This window comes from Rhizobium beringeri (assembly GCF_004306515.1).
GTDB lineage: Bacteria > Pseudomonadota > Alphaproteobacteria > Rhizobiales > Rhizobiaceae > Rhizobium > Rhizobium beringeri.
The window spans coordinates 2,652,694-2,667,253 of record NZ_SILG01000001.1 but is presented as its reverse complement, the minus strand read 5'-3'; the positions used below and the strand labels follow the sequence as shown (position 1 = coordinate 2,667,253).

Sequence of the window (14,560 nt, the reverse complement as noted above, 5' to 3'; positions counted from 1 at the left end):
CGATGACGTCTACGACCACCGCGCCGCGGTGGGTGGTAGACGCGTGAACTGAATTCCGTTCATCGCTGCTAAGACCAACCCGCCGGAGACGAGCGGGTTTTTTGTTCCCGCCCGTGTCCGCATTCGAGGACGAGATCGTGGACGATATCCAGAAGCATATTCTTGCGGAGCGGGCGCTGGCCGCTGCCCGCCACTGTGTCGCCAGCCGCTTTGCCGGGGCTGCTTTCAGTTATGTGGCCGGTTCCCTCATGCGTGGCGAGGGAACCGCGTTTTCGGATATCGATCTGGTCGTCGTGTTCCCGTCGCTCGAAAGAGCCTGGCGGGAATCGTTCACTGAGGACGGTTTCCCGGTCGAGGCCTTCGTCCACGATCCGCAGACACTGGCGCATTATCTCCATCAGGATGCCGACAGCGGTTATCCCATCATGGTCAACATGATTGTCACCGGCAGCATACTGGGGCCGGATATCGACAGCGCCCACGTCATCCAGGCAAGGGCGGCAAGGATGCTGGCGGCAGGACCCAAGCCTCTTGCCGGGGCAGACTACGACTTGCTGCGCTATCAGGTCACCGATCTGGCCGACGATCTGCGCGGAACGCGCCCGCCCGAAGAGATCGCCGCCATCGCCGCGCCGCTCTATCAAAAGCTCGCCGACCTGATCCTCCTCGGGCGTGGCGCGTGGGCTGGCCGGGGAAAATGGGCGCCGCGTCTGATGAGAGAGCTCGACGCGCAATTGGCAGCGGAATTCGACGCGGCGTTCAGGCTGGCGGCAGCGGGCGATGGCGCCCGATTTCTGGCTTTGGCCGATCGGGAGCTTGCCTTACATGGCGGCCGCTATTTCGAGGGATTCAGGCAGGACGCGCCGCTGGAAGCGCGCCGCCTGGAATAATTTGGTATCAGTCACATTGCCGAGTTTTCAAAATTGGATGGAAGATGCTTGAGAACGAATTCAAGAGTGCCTTGCCGTCGGCGGTAAGGCGTACCGCCAGATTGCGTCTCAGAATTCCCGCGGAAGGGGATATCGATTTCCTGACCAGACTTTTTTCGCGGCCGGAATTGGTCGCACACCGACCGGTGCCGCGCCCGGACTCGCCGGAAGAAAGTGCAGCGCGGCTTGCGCGCGACATCGGGCATTGGAAAGATCACGGGTTTGGGCGCTGGGCCGTTGAGGAGAACGGTGCGTTGATCGGTTTCGGCGGCGTGACCGTTTCCAAGGAATTCGACGGCCTCAACCTTTCCTATCATCTGCAACCCGAGAGCTGGGGTTATGGATACGCCACGGAATTGGTCGGGGAAGCCCTGGCGGTTGCCTTTGATCATCTTCATGCGGAGCGGGTGATCGGATTAGTTCGCACCGCCAATGCCGCTTCAAGACGCATTCTTGAGAAATGTGGCTTCAACTTCGAGCGGGAGGTGATGCTGCATGGCGCGCCGACTAACATGTACGCCTTTGGCAAAACGAGTGGCTCATGAACGAACATCCGTGCGCAATTATCAGGCGTGAGAAGACGTCGTCGCCGGTCATTCCTCGCCGGATTCGGCCAGCGCATCGCGGACGATCGCGTAATAGGGGGCAAGCTCGGGGATATCGGCGGCCAGCCTGTCGAAGGCGGGGTCGGATGGCGCAAGTGTGCCGGCGTATTTCGCTTGCGTGAAGGCTCGATGGGCGGCGAGGGCTTCGGCCTTGGCCTTGTGCACGACGGTATAGACGGGCGAGGGGACAGTGCGGCCTTTGACGATGATGCGATCGAGCTCGACGACGGTGTAGGTGCCGGCGACCAGCCGTGCGGTCTCCTCGCCGAGCAGCAGTGCTACGCCATAATTCTTCGAGGCGCCTTCGAGGCGGGAGGCGAGGTTGACGCTGTCGCCGAGGCAGGAATAGTCGAAGCGGCGGGTCGAGCCCATGTTGCCGACGATGCATTCGCCGGTGTTGATGCCGACGCCCATCTTCAGCACATGCGGCTTGCCGCCGCGCGCCGCCGCCTCCCGTTCCAGCTCACGGTTCAGGCTCGATATCGCCGCCTGCATGGCGAGCGAGGCGGTGACCGCGTGGAGCGCATGGTCGGGATCGTCGAGTGGGGCGTTCCAGAAGGCCATGATGCAGTCGCCCATATATTTGTCGATCGTGCCGCCATGATCCATCACCACGTCGGAAAGCGGCGTCAGCAGCCGGTTAATCAGGCCGGTCAGCTGCTCCGGATCGTCCTTCAGCGTCTCGGCGATGGTGGTGAACCCACGCACATCCGAAAACAGCACCGAGAGTGTGCGCCGCTCGCCGCCGAGCTTTAGCTGCGAGGGATCGTTCGACAGGCGCTTGACCAGATCGGGCGAGATATATTGTGCGAAGGCGCGGATGATCTGCCGCTTGTTGCGGCGCTCCTCGGCATAGTCGAAGGCGGCCTGGCCGAAGGCGACCGAGACATAGGCAACGACTGGCCCAAGCGGCGAGACGAAGACGTGGGCAAATCGGATGCCGGCAAAACTCGCCGCCGCGAAGGCGAACACGGCCACGGCGCTGGCGACGATCGTCAACCATCCCGTCGAACGCCAGACGGTGGCGGCGGCGAGCAGCACGGAGATCAGGATGCAGGCGGCGACCAGCGGCAGGCGGGCTTCCGCGATCGACAGGCCACGACGGATATTGTCGTAGATCGTCGCCTGGATCTCGACGCCCGAGGTCAACGTGCCGGTGTGGACGGTGTAGGGTGTGGCGAAGGCATCGACGCCGCCCTTGTCGATGGCAGGGGCATTCTGCAGGCTGAGGCCGACCAGCACGACGCGGCCCTTGAAATAATCCGGTGGCAGCAGGTTCTCAGGGTCGAGCGCCTGGTAGTAGGAGACCGTGGGATAGCTGCGGGCCGGACCGAAGGATTGGATGAGCCGGCCGGCCGGCAGGGCTGCGTTTGCTGTTCCCGATGCCGCTTTCATTAGCATGGCGCCAAAACCGTCCTGATAGCCCGGAATGCGCCGGAACGTGCCGTCGCCGCTGAGATCGATGGAGGCAATGCCGGTCACAGCACCCGCTTCGGTCAGCTGCGGCAGCGGCGTGGCGCGGATCAGTTGGGAAGCCTGTGGCGTCTCGATCAGCGTTTCGTCGCCGGCGAGCACGACATCGGGGCCGACGGCCTTGGTGATCGCGTCGTCGTTGTCGGGGTTCGAGGGTTCGGCCATGATGATGTCGAGGCCGATGACACGGGCGCCGGCCGTGCGCAACTGCCTGACAAGCTCGGCATGCAGGCTGCGCGGCCAGGGCCACTGCGCATTGATATCGGCAAGCGACGGCTCGTCGATCGCGACGATGACAGGCCCGCCTTGCGGCGGGCGTGGATCATTGACGGTCGAGAGATAGTCGAAACTTCTGAGTTCCAGCAGCAACCATGCCGGCAGGCGCGACAGCAGCGAGATGGTGACGAGCGTTGCGAGCGCCAGCACCAGCAGCCTCAGATGACGGCTTTCGGCTTGCCCGCCGGTCGGCCGAGGCTTGCCTCGCACCCGCATCAGAAGCGGACTTTGAGCGTGCCCTTGAAGGCGCGGCCCCAGCCGGGCACGCCGGGCGTGAGCTCGAAATCCTCATCGAGCAGGTTGTAGGCGGCCGCTTCCAGCGCGATGCGTTTGTCCAGGGGTTCCCAGATCAGGTGGGCATCGAGGCTCCAATAGTCGTCGAGTTTCGTGCCGAGATCGTCACCATCGCGCTCGCCGACATAATTGGCCGCCACCGTCGCCTTGACCTTGGCCTCGTTCACCCAGGTCAGCGCGATCTGGCCAGAGTTGCGGGGAATGAACGGCAGCGTACCGCCGTAGTTCGGCTCCAGCGGGTCCTTGTTCTCCGATTCCATGTAGGCATAGGTGGCGGAAAGGCCGAAACCGTAGCCGAGCGCGACGTTGGCAGTCACGGCGGCGCGGTCCACGCTGCCGCGCGACAGCGGCAGGCTGTCGGCCGCCGGAAGCGAGATCAGCGGAAAGTCGATCGAGAAATCATGCAACTCCTGGTGCTGGTATTCGACCGAGGTGAAGAAACGATCGGTCCACTCGGCATCCCATTGCAGCGCCACCGTATCGCTATAACCTTCGATGCCGACCGAGAACTGGTTCGGCTGCAGGCCGAGGATGCCGACCGGCGCCAGCGTTGGAACGCCGGTATCGACGCTCTGACGCATGAAGGCGGCACGCAGCCAATGGTTCCGGACGGGTGACCAGGCAAGGCCGAAGCGCGGCTCCAGCCGGCTGACATCGACGCCGTCGCCAGACATGCGCGTGCCGAACAGCGCATATTCCCCCTTCAGATCAGGGGTGATCTCGTGCAGCACGTCGACATAGGCGCGGGCGATATCGACGCGGTTGTCGGCCTCGGTGGGGCCAAGCGTCGTGCCGTCGAGGAAGCCCGGAATGATATCCTCGATGTGCAGGAAGCTGCTGTTATGGGCATCGATCCAGCCGCCTTCGACGCCGTAGCGGAAGGTCAGGGGTCCTGCCCCGATATCGTGGTTGAGGGCGGCGACATATGTCTTCGAGCTCTGGTCCTGGCTGATCTGTCCAAACGGGCGGATATCGGTGCCGGGACCGCCAAGGAACGGCACCGTCTCCCAGTCGAACGCCAGTTCGTCGGTCGTCTTCGTTCGCGTGCCGGAATAGAGCAGTGCCGTGTTCAGCACGTTTTCGTAGCCGAATGTGTGGCTCCAGCCGATGCCGGCATTGGTCGTCGTAATGATGTCGCGCCGGGTCTGATAGAGCGGTAACTCATCAGGCACCCGCGGGATGCCGAAAAAGGGAACGAGGATGGGATCGAACAGCCCGTCGTTCAGAATGGTCGACAGCTGGGAATTACTGCTCAAGGTGTCGAGGTCGAAATCGCGTCTGGCGCCATTGAAATAAGCGACGATACGATCATCAGGGGTGATCGTCGCTGTGAGATAACCATTGCCGCTGAGGATCTTGTTCTCGGTGGAGAAGCCGCCGAAATCCGTATAGTTGCCGTCGCGAGCGATCTCCTCCCAGTTCAGGTTGCCGTAGAAGCTGAGCGGGATGGTTTCGTTGGAGAAGCCCTGGATTTCGGCCTCACCGATGCGCCTCGTATGGCCGTCGACGCTGTTGATGCCGCCGCCGAGCGAACCTTCGATGAAGGGGGTGCGCAGAAGCGTCGCCGAGCGCGAACGGCCCGACAGCATATGCGGATCGAGCAGCAGGCCCTGGAAGAGCGAGGAAAAGCTCGACGTGTTGACGCGGTACTGGCTGATATTGTCGTCGCCGAAATCAGTCGCGTTGCTGAAGGGAAAGATGCTGCCCTTGATCGACTGGTCGGTGTAGCCGCTGCCCTCGAAGGGGCTGAAGACCGCATCGCCATAATAGCGGCCCCAGGCGTCCAAGCCCTGCAGGCGGAAGGCGTTGTTCAGCGTCGAGCCGGCATCCTGGTTGGCGCCGAGCGCGCTGTAGTCGCCGCCGCGCGCCCTGGAGCGGCGGAGAAACTCCTGGGCGTTGCGGATCGCGCCGTCGGCGTCGTAGTCGTCGATGTCGACGGCGGTGCGGAAGGAGGAGATGACGGGATCGTTCTTGTCGAGCCTGTCGGCATTGTCGACCGCCTGTGCGGAGGGGATGCGGTCACCCTTTTCGTAATGGGCGGCGGCGAGCATCAGCTGTGACTGCGAATGCGCCGGATTCGCGGTGCTGGCCGCCAGCAAGTCCGCCAGCGCCTTGTCGCGCTCGCCGGTCTGCAGGTAGTAGCGGCCGCGGGCGAGGAGAGCGATGTCGTAGGACGGATCGACGGCGAGTGCCGCATCGATCTCGCGCTTGGCATCCTTCATCCTGGACTGGTCGAGATAGAGAATGGCAAGATTGCCGTGGGGGACGGGGTCCTGCGGGTCGAGCGCGATCGCCTTCAGGAAGGCGGCCTCGGCCTCGCCATTGGCGTCGCGGGCGCTCTGCAGCAGGCCCATCGAGTTTAACGATCCCGATGCCCCCGGCGCAAGCTCGATGGCGCGGTTCAGATCGGCCAAAGCGCCGTCGATGTCGCTTTCGTAGCTCGCCTTGTAGGAGGCGCGGGCGGCAAGGGCGATCGGGTGGTTGGGATCGAGCGAGAGGGCGCGGTTCACCGCCTCCTGCATCTGGGCGCGGTCATCGATCAACTGCGCCAGCTGCGCGCGGATCGCGGGCAGGGTGGGATCGTCGGGAAAACGCTTCTCGGCTTGGCTGATCACATCGATGGCGGCGCGCGGATTTTGCAGAAAGCCGGCGGTGTAGGCCTGCATGATCGCGCCATAGGGGCCGACAGCTGATGACGGCGGTTTTTCGACATCGGCGGGATCGGCAAGCGAACGGGCGAAATAGCCGCCATACTGCGCCATGTTGCGGCGGTTGGCGTCGAGATGCGGCAGTGCTGCCGCAAATAGCCTTGCGGCTTCGTCGTATCGTTTTTCGGAGCCGGCGATCGTGGCATCGATCAGGTCGACGCGGGCCTTCTGGGCGGTCGTCAGCTTGCGGCCCCGAACCTCCTGAAGCGTGGCGGCTGCAACCTGCCGGCCATCGAAGGCGCTCTGCACTTCGGCAAGCTCCAGCCAGTCCTCGGTGGTGCGACGCTCCGGCGGCAAAGCCAGCAGCCGGCGGCGCTCGTCGGCCATGCGGCCTGCCGGCAGCGGCGAGGTCGGCATCAGGCCGAAGCCGTCACGCAGGTTCAGGTAGAACAGCATCTGCTCGCGATCGTCGGGTGTGACGATGACGAGCTTGCGCGGCGCCTGGCCGATCGTGGCGACCGCTCCTTCGCCCTCGTTCACCTCGACGCTGCCCTGCGGGTTGGTAAGCGCGACGCGGCCTTCGAGCACGATCATCGAGGTCTTGGCGCCCTCGACGGTCATCGTCCAGTCGGTGCCGCGGATGGCGGCTGCGGCCGCCGGCGTTTCCACCGTCAGGCCCTGGCCGCCGCGCTCGGCGCGCGCCCAGATCGTTCCCGATTGCAGCTCCAGCGTCGTGTCGCCGCTCGCGGCCATCTTCTTGACCTGCAGCGACGAATTGCGGCCAAGGCGAACCTGGGTATGATCGGAAAAGACAATGGCGAGCTGGCCGTTGGCGTTGGTGCGCAACACGTCGCCGGTCAGGAGATCCTGATGGATGTCGACGACACGCCAGTTCGACACGTCGATGAAGCGGACCTCCTCGCCGATCTTGCGGGCGATGACGGAACCGGCGACCGGTGTTGCGCGCTGCACCGGGTCGGCCGCCGCCGGTGAAAAGCCCGGCACGACAAGCGCAAGCGCCGCCCCGGCGCGACAGATGTTTTTCCAGCGACCCAGCATGACCCCAACCCCAAATCCCACTTCCCCTTTGTCCATGTAGAAAAGAAAAGTCAAGCGCATTGCACACGTGTTCTTGAATTCGCTGTGAAGTGTAATATCAGGGAAACACTTGTTGGGTGGAGTATTCACGTGAGCGAATTCGAGAGTGCAACTGAACTTATGCCAAGCTAACCGTCGACAGGTGACATTGGCGCCGGGTATTTTGACCATATCAAGAAAATCAACGACATATTCTACGATCAGATCAAGATCTCAGACCAGAAGGCTGCTTATATCTTTAGTTTCATGCTGGCCTTCCTGGTGAGCTCAAGCGAGGTGAGAGCAGTCTTCAGCCTGGCGCGGTACGCGAGCGGGACGCCAGGGAGCATGTTGTTCTCGGGCCTTCTTGCCGCCGCTTCGGTCTTTTCCATCCTGTCGGCGATCCTTGTCGTGCTGCCGCGCCGTTTGGACAGCTCGACCTCGCTGTTCTGGGGCGCCTGGCAGAACCACCGTGATCTGTTCTTCGAGGCGGCACTGCGGCGCGACGAGCGCTATCTCTTCGACCAGTATCTCGAAAACGCCAACATCCTCTCCGCCATCGCCCGCAGCAAATATCGCTGCGTTACCTTCGCGTTCCGCGGGCTGATGGTGAGTGTGATCGCTTACGTGCTGCTGTTGGTGGCGGTGTGAGCGCAACATGGCCCAAGAGAGCCTCGCCCGGAGGTGGCCTTGCAAGGGCCTCGAAGGGCGAGGCGTGCTTTCGCCGGGCACGCAGAGACGTGCCCGGCCACTTTCAATTCTCGACTTCGAGGACGAGTTCAAGTTCGATCGGCAGGCCGAGGGGCAGGCTGGCGACGCCGAGCACGACGCGGCCTGAGAGCTTTTCCTCGCCGAAGACCGCAAGCAGCATTTCGGACGCTCCGTCCGCAACCTTCGGATGGTCGCGGAAATCGCCTTCGGTCGCGATATAGACGCCCAGCTTGACGACCCTGACGACGCTGTCCAGTGAACCGAGATAGTCCCTGGCGGCTGCGAGCGCGCTCAGCGTTGCCGTTTCGGCGGCCTTCCTGCCGTCTTCCGCCGTCAGCGTGCCACCGACGCGGCCGATATAGCGGGGCTCATGGCCGACGACCGGCAGCATCCCGCTGAAGAAGACCAGGTTACCGGTCCTTGTCGCTTCGACATAGGCCCCGAAGGGTGTCGGCGGTGGGGGAAGCGTGATGCCGAGTTCCTGCAGCCGCCGTTCCGCGCCAGCTGCCTGCGCTTTCGCATGGTCTACCATCTGCCCAGATGTGCGCCGCCGTCGACGTGCAGCACCTCCCCGGTTACGCGCGGCGCTTCGGTGAGGAAGACGACTGCGTCGGCGATCTCCTCGACGTTGGATATGCCTGCCATCGGCGACAGCGTCCTCAGGAAGTCCTTCGGATTGTCCTTGTGCAGCGGCGTGTCCACCACACCGGGAGCGACGATATTGAAGCGAATTGCCTCGTTCGCATATTCCATCGCCAGGTTCTTGGAGATGGCGTTGATGCCGCCCTTTGTCATCATTGACACCGACGCGGAGAAACCGGCGATCGGATGATCGGTCAATGGCGTGGTGATGCTGACGACGCTGCCGCCCGTTTTCTGTGCGAGCATCTGCCTGACGACCAGTTGGGTCAGGTGGAGGAAGCCTTCGAGATTGGTCGAGGACAATTTCTCGAAGTCGGCCATCGTGAACTCGACGAATGGCTTGGCTAGAAAAATGCCGGCATTGTTGACGAGCGCGTCGATCGAGCCGAAGCGATCGATTGCAGTCCTTGCCACCCGCGCTGCGGTTTCGGCATCGCCGATGTCGCCATCGACCAGCGCCAGTCTGTCCGAGGCTTGGAAAGCCTCCGAGGCGCTGACCTGGCGCGAGGTAGCGACGACATTGTAGCCGCGCTGGATGAAGGCGTTGACGAGGCCGGCTCCGATACCCTGGGAGGCGCCCGTGACGATGACTGTTTTTCTCGTAGTCATGCTGATCTCCATAATCTGGTTCGGGCAACGCGGGCCTTGCACTTGCGAAGGCGGGGTCGCTCGAGATGGGGCTGCTGCGAATGCGCCTCCATCGGGTTGTCTTGTTTTCGCAAGGTGAATATGGCGAAAACTCCATTACCCGATTAGATGGAAATATCTGGATTCTCTTTTGCATCCATGCAAAAATCCCGTATGGCTGATCTGAACGATATCGCTGTTTTCGTGAAGGTGGCGCAGTATGGCAGCTTCAGCCGCGCTGCCCATTCCCTCGGCATGCCGGTATCGACCGTCAGCCGGAAGGTGACGTCGCTGGAGGAGCAGCTCGGCGTGACGCTGCTGCAGCGGACGACGCGTAAGCTGAGCCTGACCGCGCAGGGGCGGGCTTATTACGGTCAGTGCAGCGAACCACTCGCCCATCTCCTTGATGCCGAGCAGGTACTCACGGAGACGCAGAAAAAGCCGGAAGGTCTGCTGAAGATCTCCGTGCCGGTCATCTTGGGACAGGAAGTCTTCTACGAATTCGTCTCCGCCTTCCTGAAGACATATCCGAAGATCCAGGTCGATCTCTTCGTCACCAACCTGTTCCTCGATCTGATCGCGGAGAACATCGATCTCGGCATTCGTTTCGGCGAACTCAAGGATTCGACCATCGTCGCGCAGCGGCTCGGGAAGAGCGTGCGCTATCTGGTCGCCGCACCGGAATATGTGAAAGGCAGGGTGCTTCCTGCAAAGCCCGAAGACCTGAAGGATCATCAGTGCATTCTCTTGAACGGCCGCAACGGCGAGGCGGAATGGCATCTCGTGAGCGGTCGCAAATCGGTTCGCCTGCACGTCTCGGGACCGGTATCGAGCCGCGATTTCGATGCGGTGAGTGCCTTCACCTATCGCGGACACGGCATCGGCCTGCTGCCGTCGACCTATTGCGACGAGCAGATCAGAAAAGGGGAACTCATTCGCTTGCTGCCGGACTGGTCGTCCGAGGAAATTTTCGTGCACGCCGTCTATCCCACACGCCGCTTCCTGCCTTCCCGATTGCAGGTCTTTCTCGAGGCGCTGAAGGCATGGAAGACACCCTTGTGGCTTCCCTTGCATTGAAGGCCTTCCAATCCATCACCGAAAATTGAAGCCGTGCGCGCGGGCGAGCATCCTGCGTCGGCCAAGCTGTGTTAGAGTTTGCTGGCTTGGATGGCGCAGGGATTGGATGGCCAATGCTGACGACACTTGCGGTGCTTATGGGTCTTACAGGCCTTACCCCGGCCGCCCAGGCGGGCGGAAGCGAGGTCGACGTGACCCTCGTGCTTGCCGTAGACACCTCGCGGTCGATGGATTTCGAGGAGATCGGCATCCAGCGCGAGGGTTATGTCGAGGCGCTCAAGCACAAGGAATTCATCGACGCGGTGAAGGGCGGGCTGACCGGCCGCATCGCCATCAGCTATTTCGAATGGGCAGGCTATGTCGTCCAGGATTCCGTGATCGACTGGCAGGTAATCGAGACGGAAGGGGATGCGATCGCTTTTGCCGACAAGCTCGAAGCCCGACCGATTGCCACGCAACGGCGCACATCGATCTCCACCGCGATCGTCCAGGGCGCCAGCATGATCGTTTCCAGTCCCTTTCAGTCCAGGCGACAGGTGATCGATGTCTCCGGCGACGGCCCGAACAATTCCGGCGATCCCGTCACCCCCGCCCGCGACAAGGCGGTGGAAGCAGGCATGATCATCAACGGCCTCGCCATCATGCTGCGGCCCTCCGATGCGCCCAACGGGCTCGACAAATATTATGCGGATTGCGTGATCGGCGGTCCCGGCGCCTTCGTGCTGCCGGTTCGCAAGATCGAGGATTTCGCGATTGCCGTGCGCCGCAAGCTGGTACTGGAGATCAGCTACCTATCCCCGCCGGCGATGGTGCAGAAGATCGCCGGCGCTGAGGCGGGCACTGACTGCCTGATCGGTGAGAAGCAGTGGCGGGACATCTTCGACCGCTGATGCCAGAACAGGATGATTTTAGGCCGGGTCGGCCTAAAATCATCCTGTTCTACATAGTTAGAGCATGATGTCGTCCGAAAACCGCGCACACTTTTCGGCATCATGCTCTACCGGGTCAGCGCGCCGAAGTTATATCAGTCAGTATTTGGTAAGCGGCAGAGACGCGGTCCTCGTTGGGATAGTTTTTATTGGCCAGAATAACGATGCCGAGCCGCTCTTTCGGGATGAACGCGACATAGGCGCCGAAACCATTCGTTGAGCCGGTTTTATTGATCCACACATCGTCGCGCGGTTCCATTGCGGGCGTCAGTTGCTTGACGGGAATGGTCTTCAGCATCGCGCTCGAATTGTTTTCCATCAACGTCGTCAGCGTCGCGGGATAGGAATACTGCTCCCAAATAAGGTCTTGGGTCATTGCGCCGACATCGAAGTATTCCCTATGCGTATTCGTGATCGCCTGCTGGAGCTTCTCGTCCAGCTCGACCAGACCCATGTTCGCGTCGATGAACCGGATCATGTCGCTTGCTGTGGATTTCACTCCATAGGCCTCGGACGAAAGAATGGCAGGTGTCATACGAGCCGGCTCACCGCTTCGCTTGTAGCCTTGGGCATAGTCGGCCATCCGCGATTTCGGCACATCAATAAACGTGCTTTTCAATCCAAGGGAGGGAAACAATTTGCCTTCCATCAAGGCGACGAAACCCTCATCCATGCTTTTCGCCGTTATATATCCAAGCATCCCGATGCTTGGATTGGCATAAGTTCGGTGGGTTCCAGCCTCATATGAGGGGCGCCAGGCTTCAAAATAGTCGATCAGTTGTTTTTCGGTTTTGACGTCATCAGGAACTTGCAGCGGAAATCCGCCAGCCGTGTGCGTGCCCAAATTCAACAGCGCGACATCGCCGAAGGGCTTTCCCTTCATCGATGGAAGATATCTGCTTACCTTGTCCGACAGCGAAAGCCGGCGGGTCACTTCCGCGTGGGATGTAAGGGTAACCGTAAACGTTTTGCTGATCGATCCGAGTTCGAACATGGTGGTCGCAGTGACGGGCGTATTTGCATCCTTCGACACGACGCCGTAGTTGAAGATGTGGTCCTCTCCGTCAACGGTGATAGCAACGGCCATGCCCGGGATGCCGTATTTATCCATGACCGGTTTGATCGCGCTGTCCGAGATGGCTTTCAGTTTCATCTCGTCAGCCGCAAAGCCATTTGTGGAAATGCATGTCGCGACCAGGGCGGCCGATAGAATTCCTATCCAATCACGCTTCATTTTTCATCCTCTGGAGGCAGTTTAATCAGCGATGGAGCGCATGAGGACGGCATTTAATGGCACTGTTTTGCGGTAGCAAACGATGATATCTCGGAGGAGATCCAAGAAAATCTAGGGCTAATATGGTTCGGCAATTCCTCCCTTTGAATGGCTTGCGGGCCTTCGAAGCTTCGGCGAGACATCTCAGCTTTACCCGCGCCGCGATCGAGCTTTGTGTTACCCAGGCCGCTGTAAGCCAGCAGGTGAAAAGCCTGGAGAAGCGATTGGGCGTTGCCCTTTTCCAGCGTCTCCCAAGGGGTTTGAAAATCACCGCGGAAGGCGAAGTTCTTTTGCCGACCTTGACCAATTCCTTCGATCAAATGGCCATCACGCTGGACAGGATTGAAGCCGGGCAGGTTCGGGAATTGCTGTTTTTGGGCGTGGTCGGAACGTTTGCTGTCGGCTGGTTATTGCCAAGGCTTCCGGATTTTCAACAGCAGCATCCGTTCATCGACGTGCGCATTTCGACAAACAATAATCGCGTCGACATGGCCGCTGAGGGACTGGACTTTGCCATTCGCTTCGGCAGTGGCTCCTGGCACGGCACAGAAGCGTTGCGCCTGTTCGACGCTCCGCTTTCGCCTCTGTGCATCCCCAAACTGGCGGACCGTTTAAGGTCGCCTGCTGACCTGGTCGACGCAACGCTTTTGAGGAGCTACAGGGCGGACGAGTGGAGTACATGGTTCGCGGCTGCCGACGTTCCACCGGCGACGCAGGTCAACGCAGGTATCGTTTTCGACTCTTCCGTCGCCATGATGGAGGCGGCTCTGCAGGGACTGGGAATCGCTTTGGCGCCGCCGTCGATGTTTTCCAGGCATCTGTCATCAGGGGCTATAAGACAACCTTTTCCCACGACCATATCATTGGGCAGCTATTGGCTAACCCGACTTCAATCAAGGCCATCAACAGCAGCCATGCTGGCATTTTCTGATTGGATAACGTCGCAGATGTCTTCCACATCTCAATGAGAGCTTCTGGCGGATCCCGATCCTCGACCTCGTTTTACGCCGCCGCGGATAGGGGCGCGGCGCGGAGCCGAAATGCTTCCGGAAGCGGATGGCGAAGCGCGAGGCGGACTCGTATCCGACGTCCGGGCGATATGCCCGACGGGATAATCGGTTGACTGCAACAGCGAGAGGCGGGGGGACATCCTGACGTCGGCAAGGTGATCGGTGAGATTGGTGAGGCGAAGACACGAAAAAGCGTTTCGGTATGGCGCGCGCCATACCGAAACGCCCTTGCTTCTCAGAGAATGTTGCCGCCTTTGCCTATAGGGGCAGCTGCTTGCCGGCCTGTTCGCTGACCATGTATTCGGCGTACCAGTCCGGCCAGCCTTCGTCGTGCTTGCCGCCGTTTCGCTTCTCGTGTTCGCCGTGGGCGGTAGCCGCGCGGCGGAGGGCTGACGCAAGCTCGGTCGACGTCGTGAATTTCGTCTCGTCGGCGTCGATGCGCCCCGGCAGCCGCGTGGTGACTTCCTGGAACAGCCAGCCGTTGCCGTCGGGATCCTTGAAAGAGGCGAAGGAGCGATAGCTGCGGTGGTCGGGATCGCGGCCGGAGATCCGGAGTCGCCCGAACAGATAGGGTTCGTCCTTGCCTGCATAGACGCCGGCAGCGTCATGGAACACTTCGCTCACCTCGATGCCGCGGGCGATGAGATCGCGGCGGGCGGCCTCGATGTCGGAGACGATCAGGTAGAGCCCCTGGGCGGAACCGGGGGCTGCAGCGGTGACGTTCTTGCCGAAGATAATCGCGCAGCCGGAGCCGGGCGGGGTAAACTGGATCACACGGAAATCGGCATCATTGGCGAAGTCGGCGTCGAGCCGCCAGCCCAGGCCGTCGTAAAAACGTTTGGCGCGGTCGACGTCGGAAACGGGGATGACGACCACCTCGAGCTTGGTGTCGACGGGCTGTGTTCTCGGGGTCTCAATGGGGGTTTCACTGCGCATTGCATTGCTCATCTTCAGCTCCTTGGGGTTTTGGATGCGTTAAGAATGGCGAT

General features: G+C 61.2%; 12 protein-coding genes. 6 read left to right on the top strand and 6 right to left on the bottom strand.

Features of this window, described 5'->3' with window-relative positions; all coding sequences use genetic code 11:
* Positions 1-137: 137 nt before the first annotated feature.
* Entirely contained in the window at positions 138-890 is a 753-nt protein-coding gene (locus tag ELH03_RS13505) for a nucleotidyltransferase domain-containing protein (RefSeq protein WP_128401557.1), read from the top strand.
* Between the two features lie 44 nt (positions 891-934).
* Positions 935-1,474: a GNAT family N-acetyltransferase gene (locus ELH03_RS13500; protein WP_130766413.1), complete on the top strand. Its 540-nt coding sequence runs from the start codon at positions 935-937 to the stop codon at positions 1,472-1,474.
* 48 nt (positions 1,475-1,522) lie between these two features.
* Here ELH03_RS13500 and ELH03_RS13495 read toward each other — a convergent pair whose 3' ends face one another.
* Positions 1,523-3,499 carry a CHASE2 domain-containing protein gene (locus tag ELH03_RS13495; protein WP_130766412.1) on the bottom strand — a complete coding sequence of 659 codons (1,977 nt, stop codon included), beginning with the start codon at positions 3,497-3,499 and terminating at the stop codon, positions 1,523-1,525.
* Positions 3,499-7,284, bottom strand: coding sequence for a FecR domain-containing protein (locus ELH03_RS13490; RefSeq protein WP_130766411.1), 3,786 nt, complete (start codon positions 7,282-7,284; stop codon positions 3,499-3,501). Before ELH03_RS13490 ends, ELH03_RS13495 begins: the two co-directional genes overlap by 1 nt.
* Before the next feature lie 186 nt (positions 7,285-7,470).
* Between ELH03_RS13490 and ELH03_RS13485 the strand changes: the two genes are divergently transcribed.
* Positions 7,471-7,953 (top strand): Pycsar system effector family protein, encoded by a 483-nt coding sequence (locus ELH03_RS13485; RefSeq protein WP_245504887.1) that lies wholly within the window; start codon positions 7,471-7,473, stop codon positions 7,951-7,953.
* 103 nt (positions 7,954-8,056) lie between these two features.
* On the opposite strand, the gene ELH03_RS13480 is transcribed toward ELH03_RS13485, so the two are convergent.
* Both ELH03_RS13480 and ELH03_RS13475 read right to left on the bottom strand, forming a co-directional pair.
* Positions 8,057-8,545 (bottom strand): RidA family protein, encoded by a 489-nt coding sequence (locus ELH03_RS13480; protein ID WP_128401552.1) that lies wholly within the window; start codon positions 8,543-8,545, stop codon positions 8,057-8,059.
* On the bottom strand, positions 8,539-9,264 hold the full coding sequence (locus ELH03_RS13475) for an SDR family NAD(P)-dependent oxidoreductase (protein ID WP_128401551.1): 726 nt from the start codon (positions 9,262-9,264) through the stop codon (positions 8,539-8,541). The genes ELH03_RS13480 and ELH03_RS13475 overlap by 7 nt, the downstream gene beginning before the upstream one ends.
* A gap of 192 nt (positions 9,265-9,456) precedes the next feature.
* Between ELH03_RS13475 and ELH03_RS13470 the strand changes: the two genes are divergently transcribed.
* Together ELH03_RS13470 and ELH03_RS13465 are read left to right on the top strand one after the other, a co-directional pair.
* On the top strand, positions 9,457-10,359 hold the full coding sequence (locus tag ELH03_RS13470; protein ID WP_130766410.1) for a LysR family transcriptional regulator: 903 nt from the start codon (positions 9,457-9,459) through the stop codon (positions 10,357-10,359).
* 113 nt (positions 10,360-10,472) lie between these two features.
* The gene (locus ELH03_RS13465; RefSeq protein WP_128410966.1) at positions 10,473-11,249 is read left to right on the top strand and encodes a DUF1194 domain-containing protein; all 777 of its coding nucleotides are present in this window, start codon (positions 10,473-10,475) and stop codon (positions 11,247-11,249) included.
* A 115-nt stretch (positions 11,250-11,364) separates the two neighbouring features.
* Here the strand turns inward: ELH03_RS13465 and ampC are convergent, their stop codons facing one another.
* Entirely contained in the window at positions 11,365-12,522 is a 1,158-nt protein-coding gene (gene ampC / locus ELH03_RS13460) for a class C beta-lactamase (RefSeq protein WP_128401548.1), read from the bottom strand.
* Positions 12,523-12,644: 122 nt separating this feature from the next.
* On the opposite strand from ampC, the gene ELH03_RS13455 reads away from it, so the two are divergent.
* Positions 12,645-13,529 carry a LysR family transcriptional regulator gene (locus ELH03_RS13455; RefSeq protein ID WP_130766409.1) on the top strand — a complete coding sequence of 295 codons (885 nt, stop codon included), beginning with the start codon at positions 12,645-12,647 and terminating at the stop codon, positions 13,527-13,529.
* Positions 13,530-13,829: 300 nt separating this feature from the next.
* Here the strand turns inward: ELH03_RS13455 and ELH03_RS13450 are convergent, their stop codons facing one another.
* Positions 13,830-14,519, bottom strand: a complete 690-nt coding sequence (locus tag ELH03_RS13450; protein ID WP_128401546.1) for a VOC family protein — start codon at positions 14,517-14,519, stop codon at positions 13,830-13,832.
* Between the last annotated feature and the right edge of the window lie 41 nt (positions 14,520-14,560).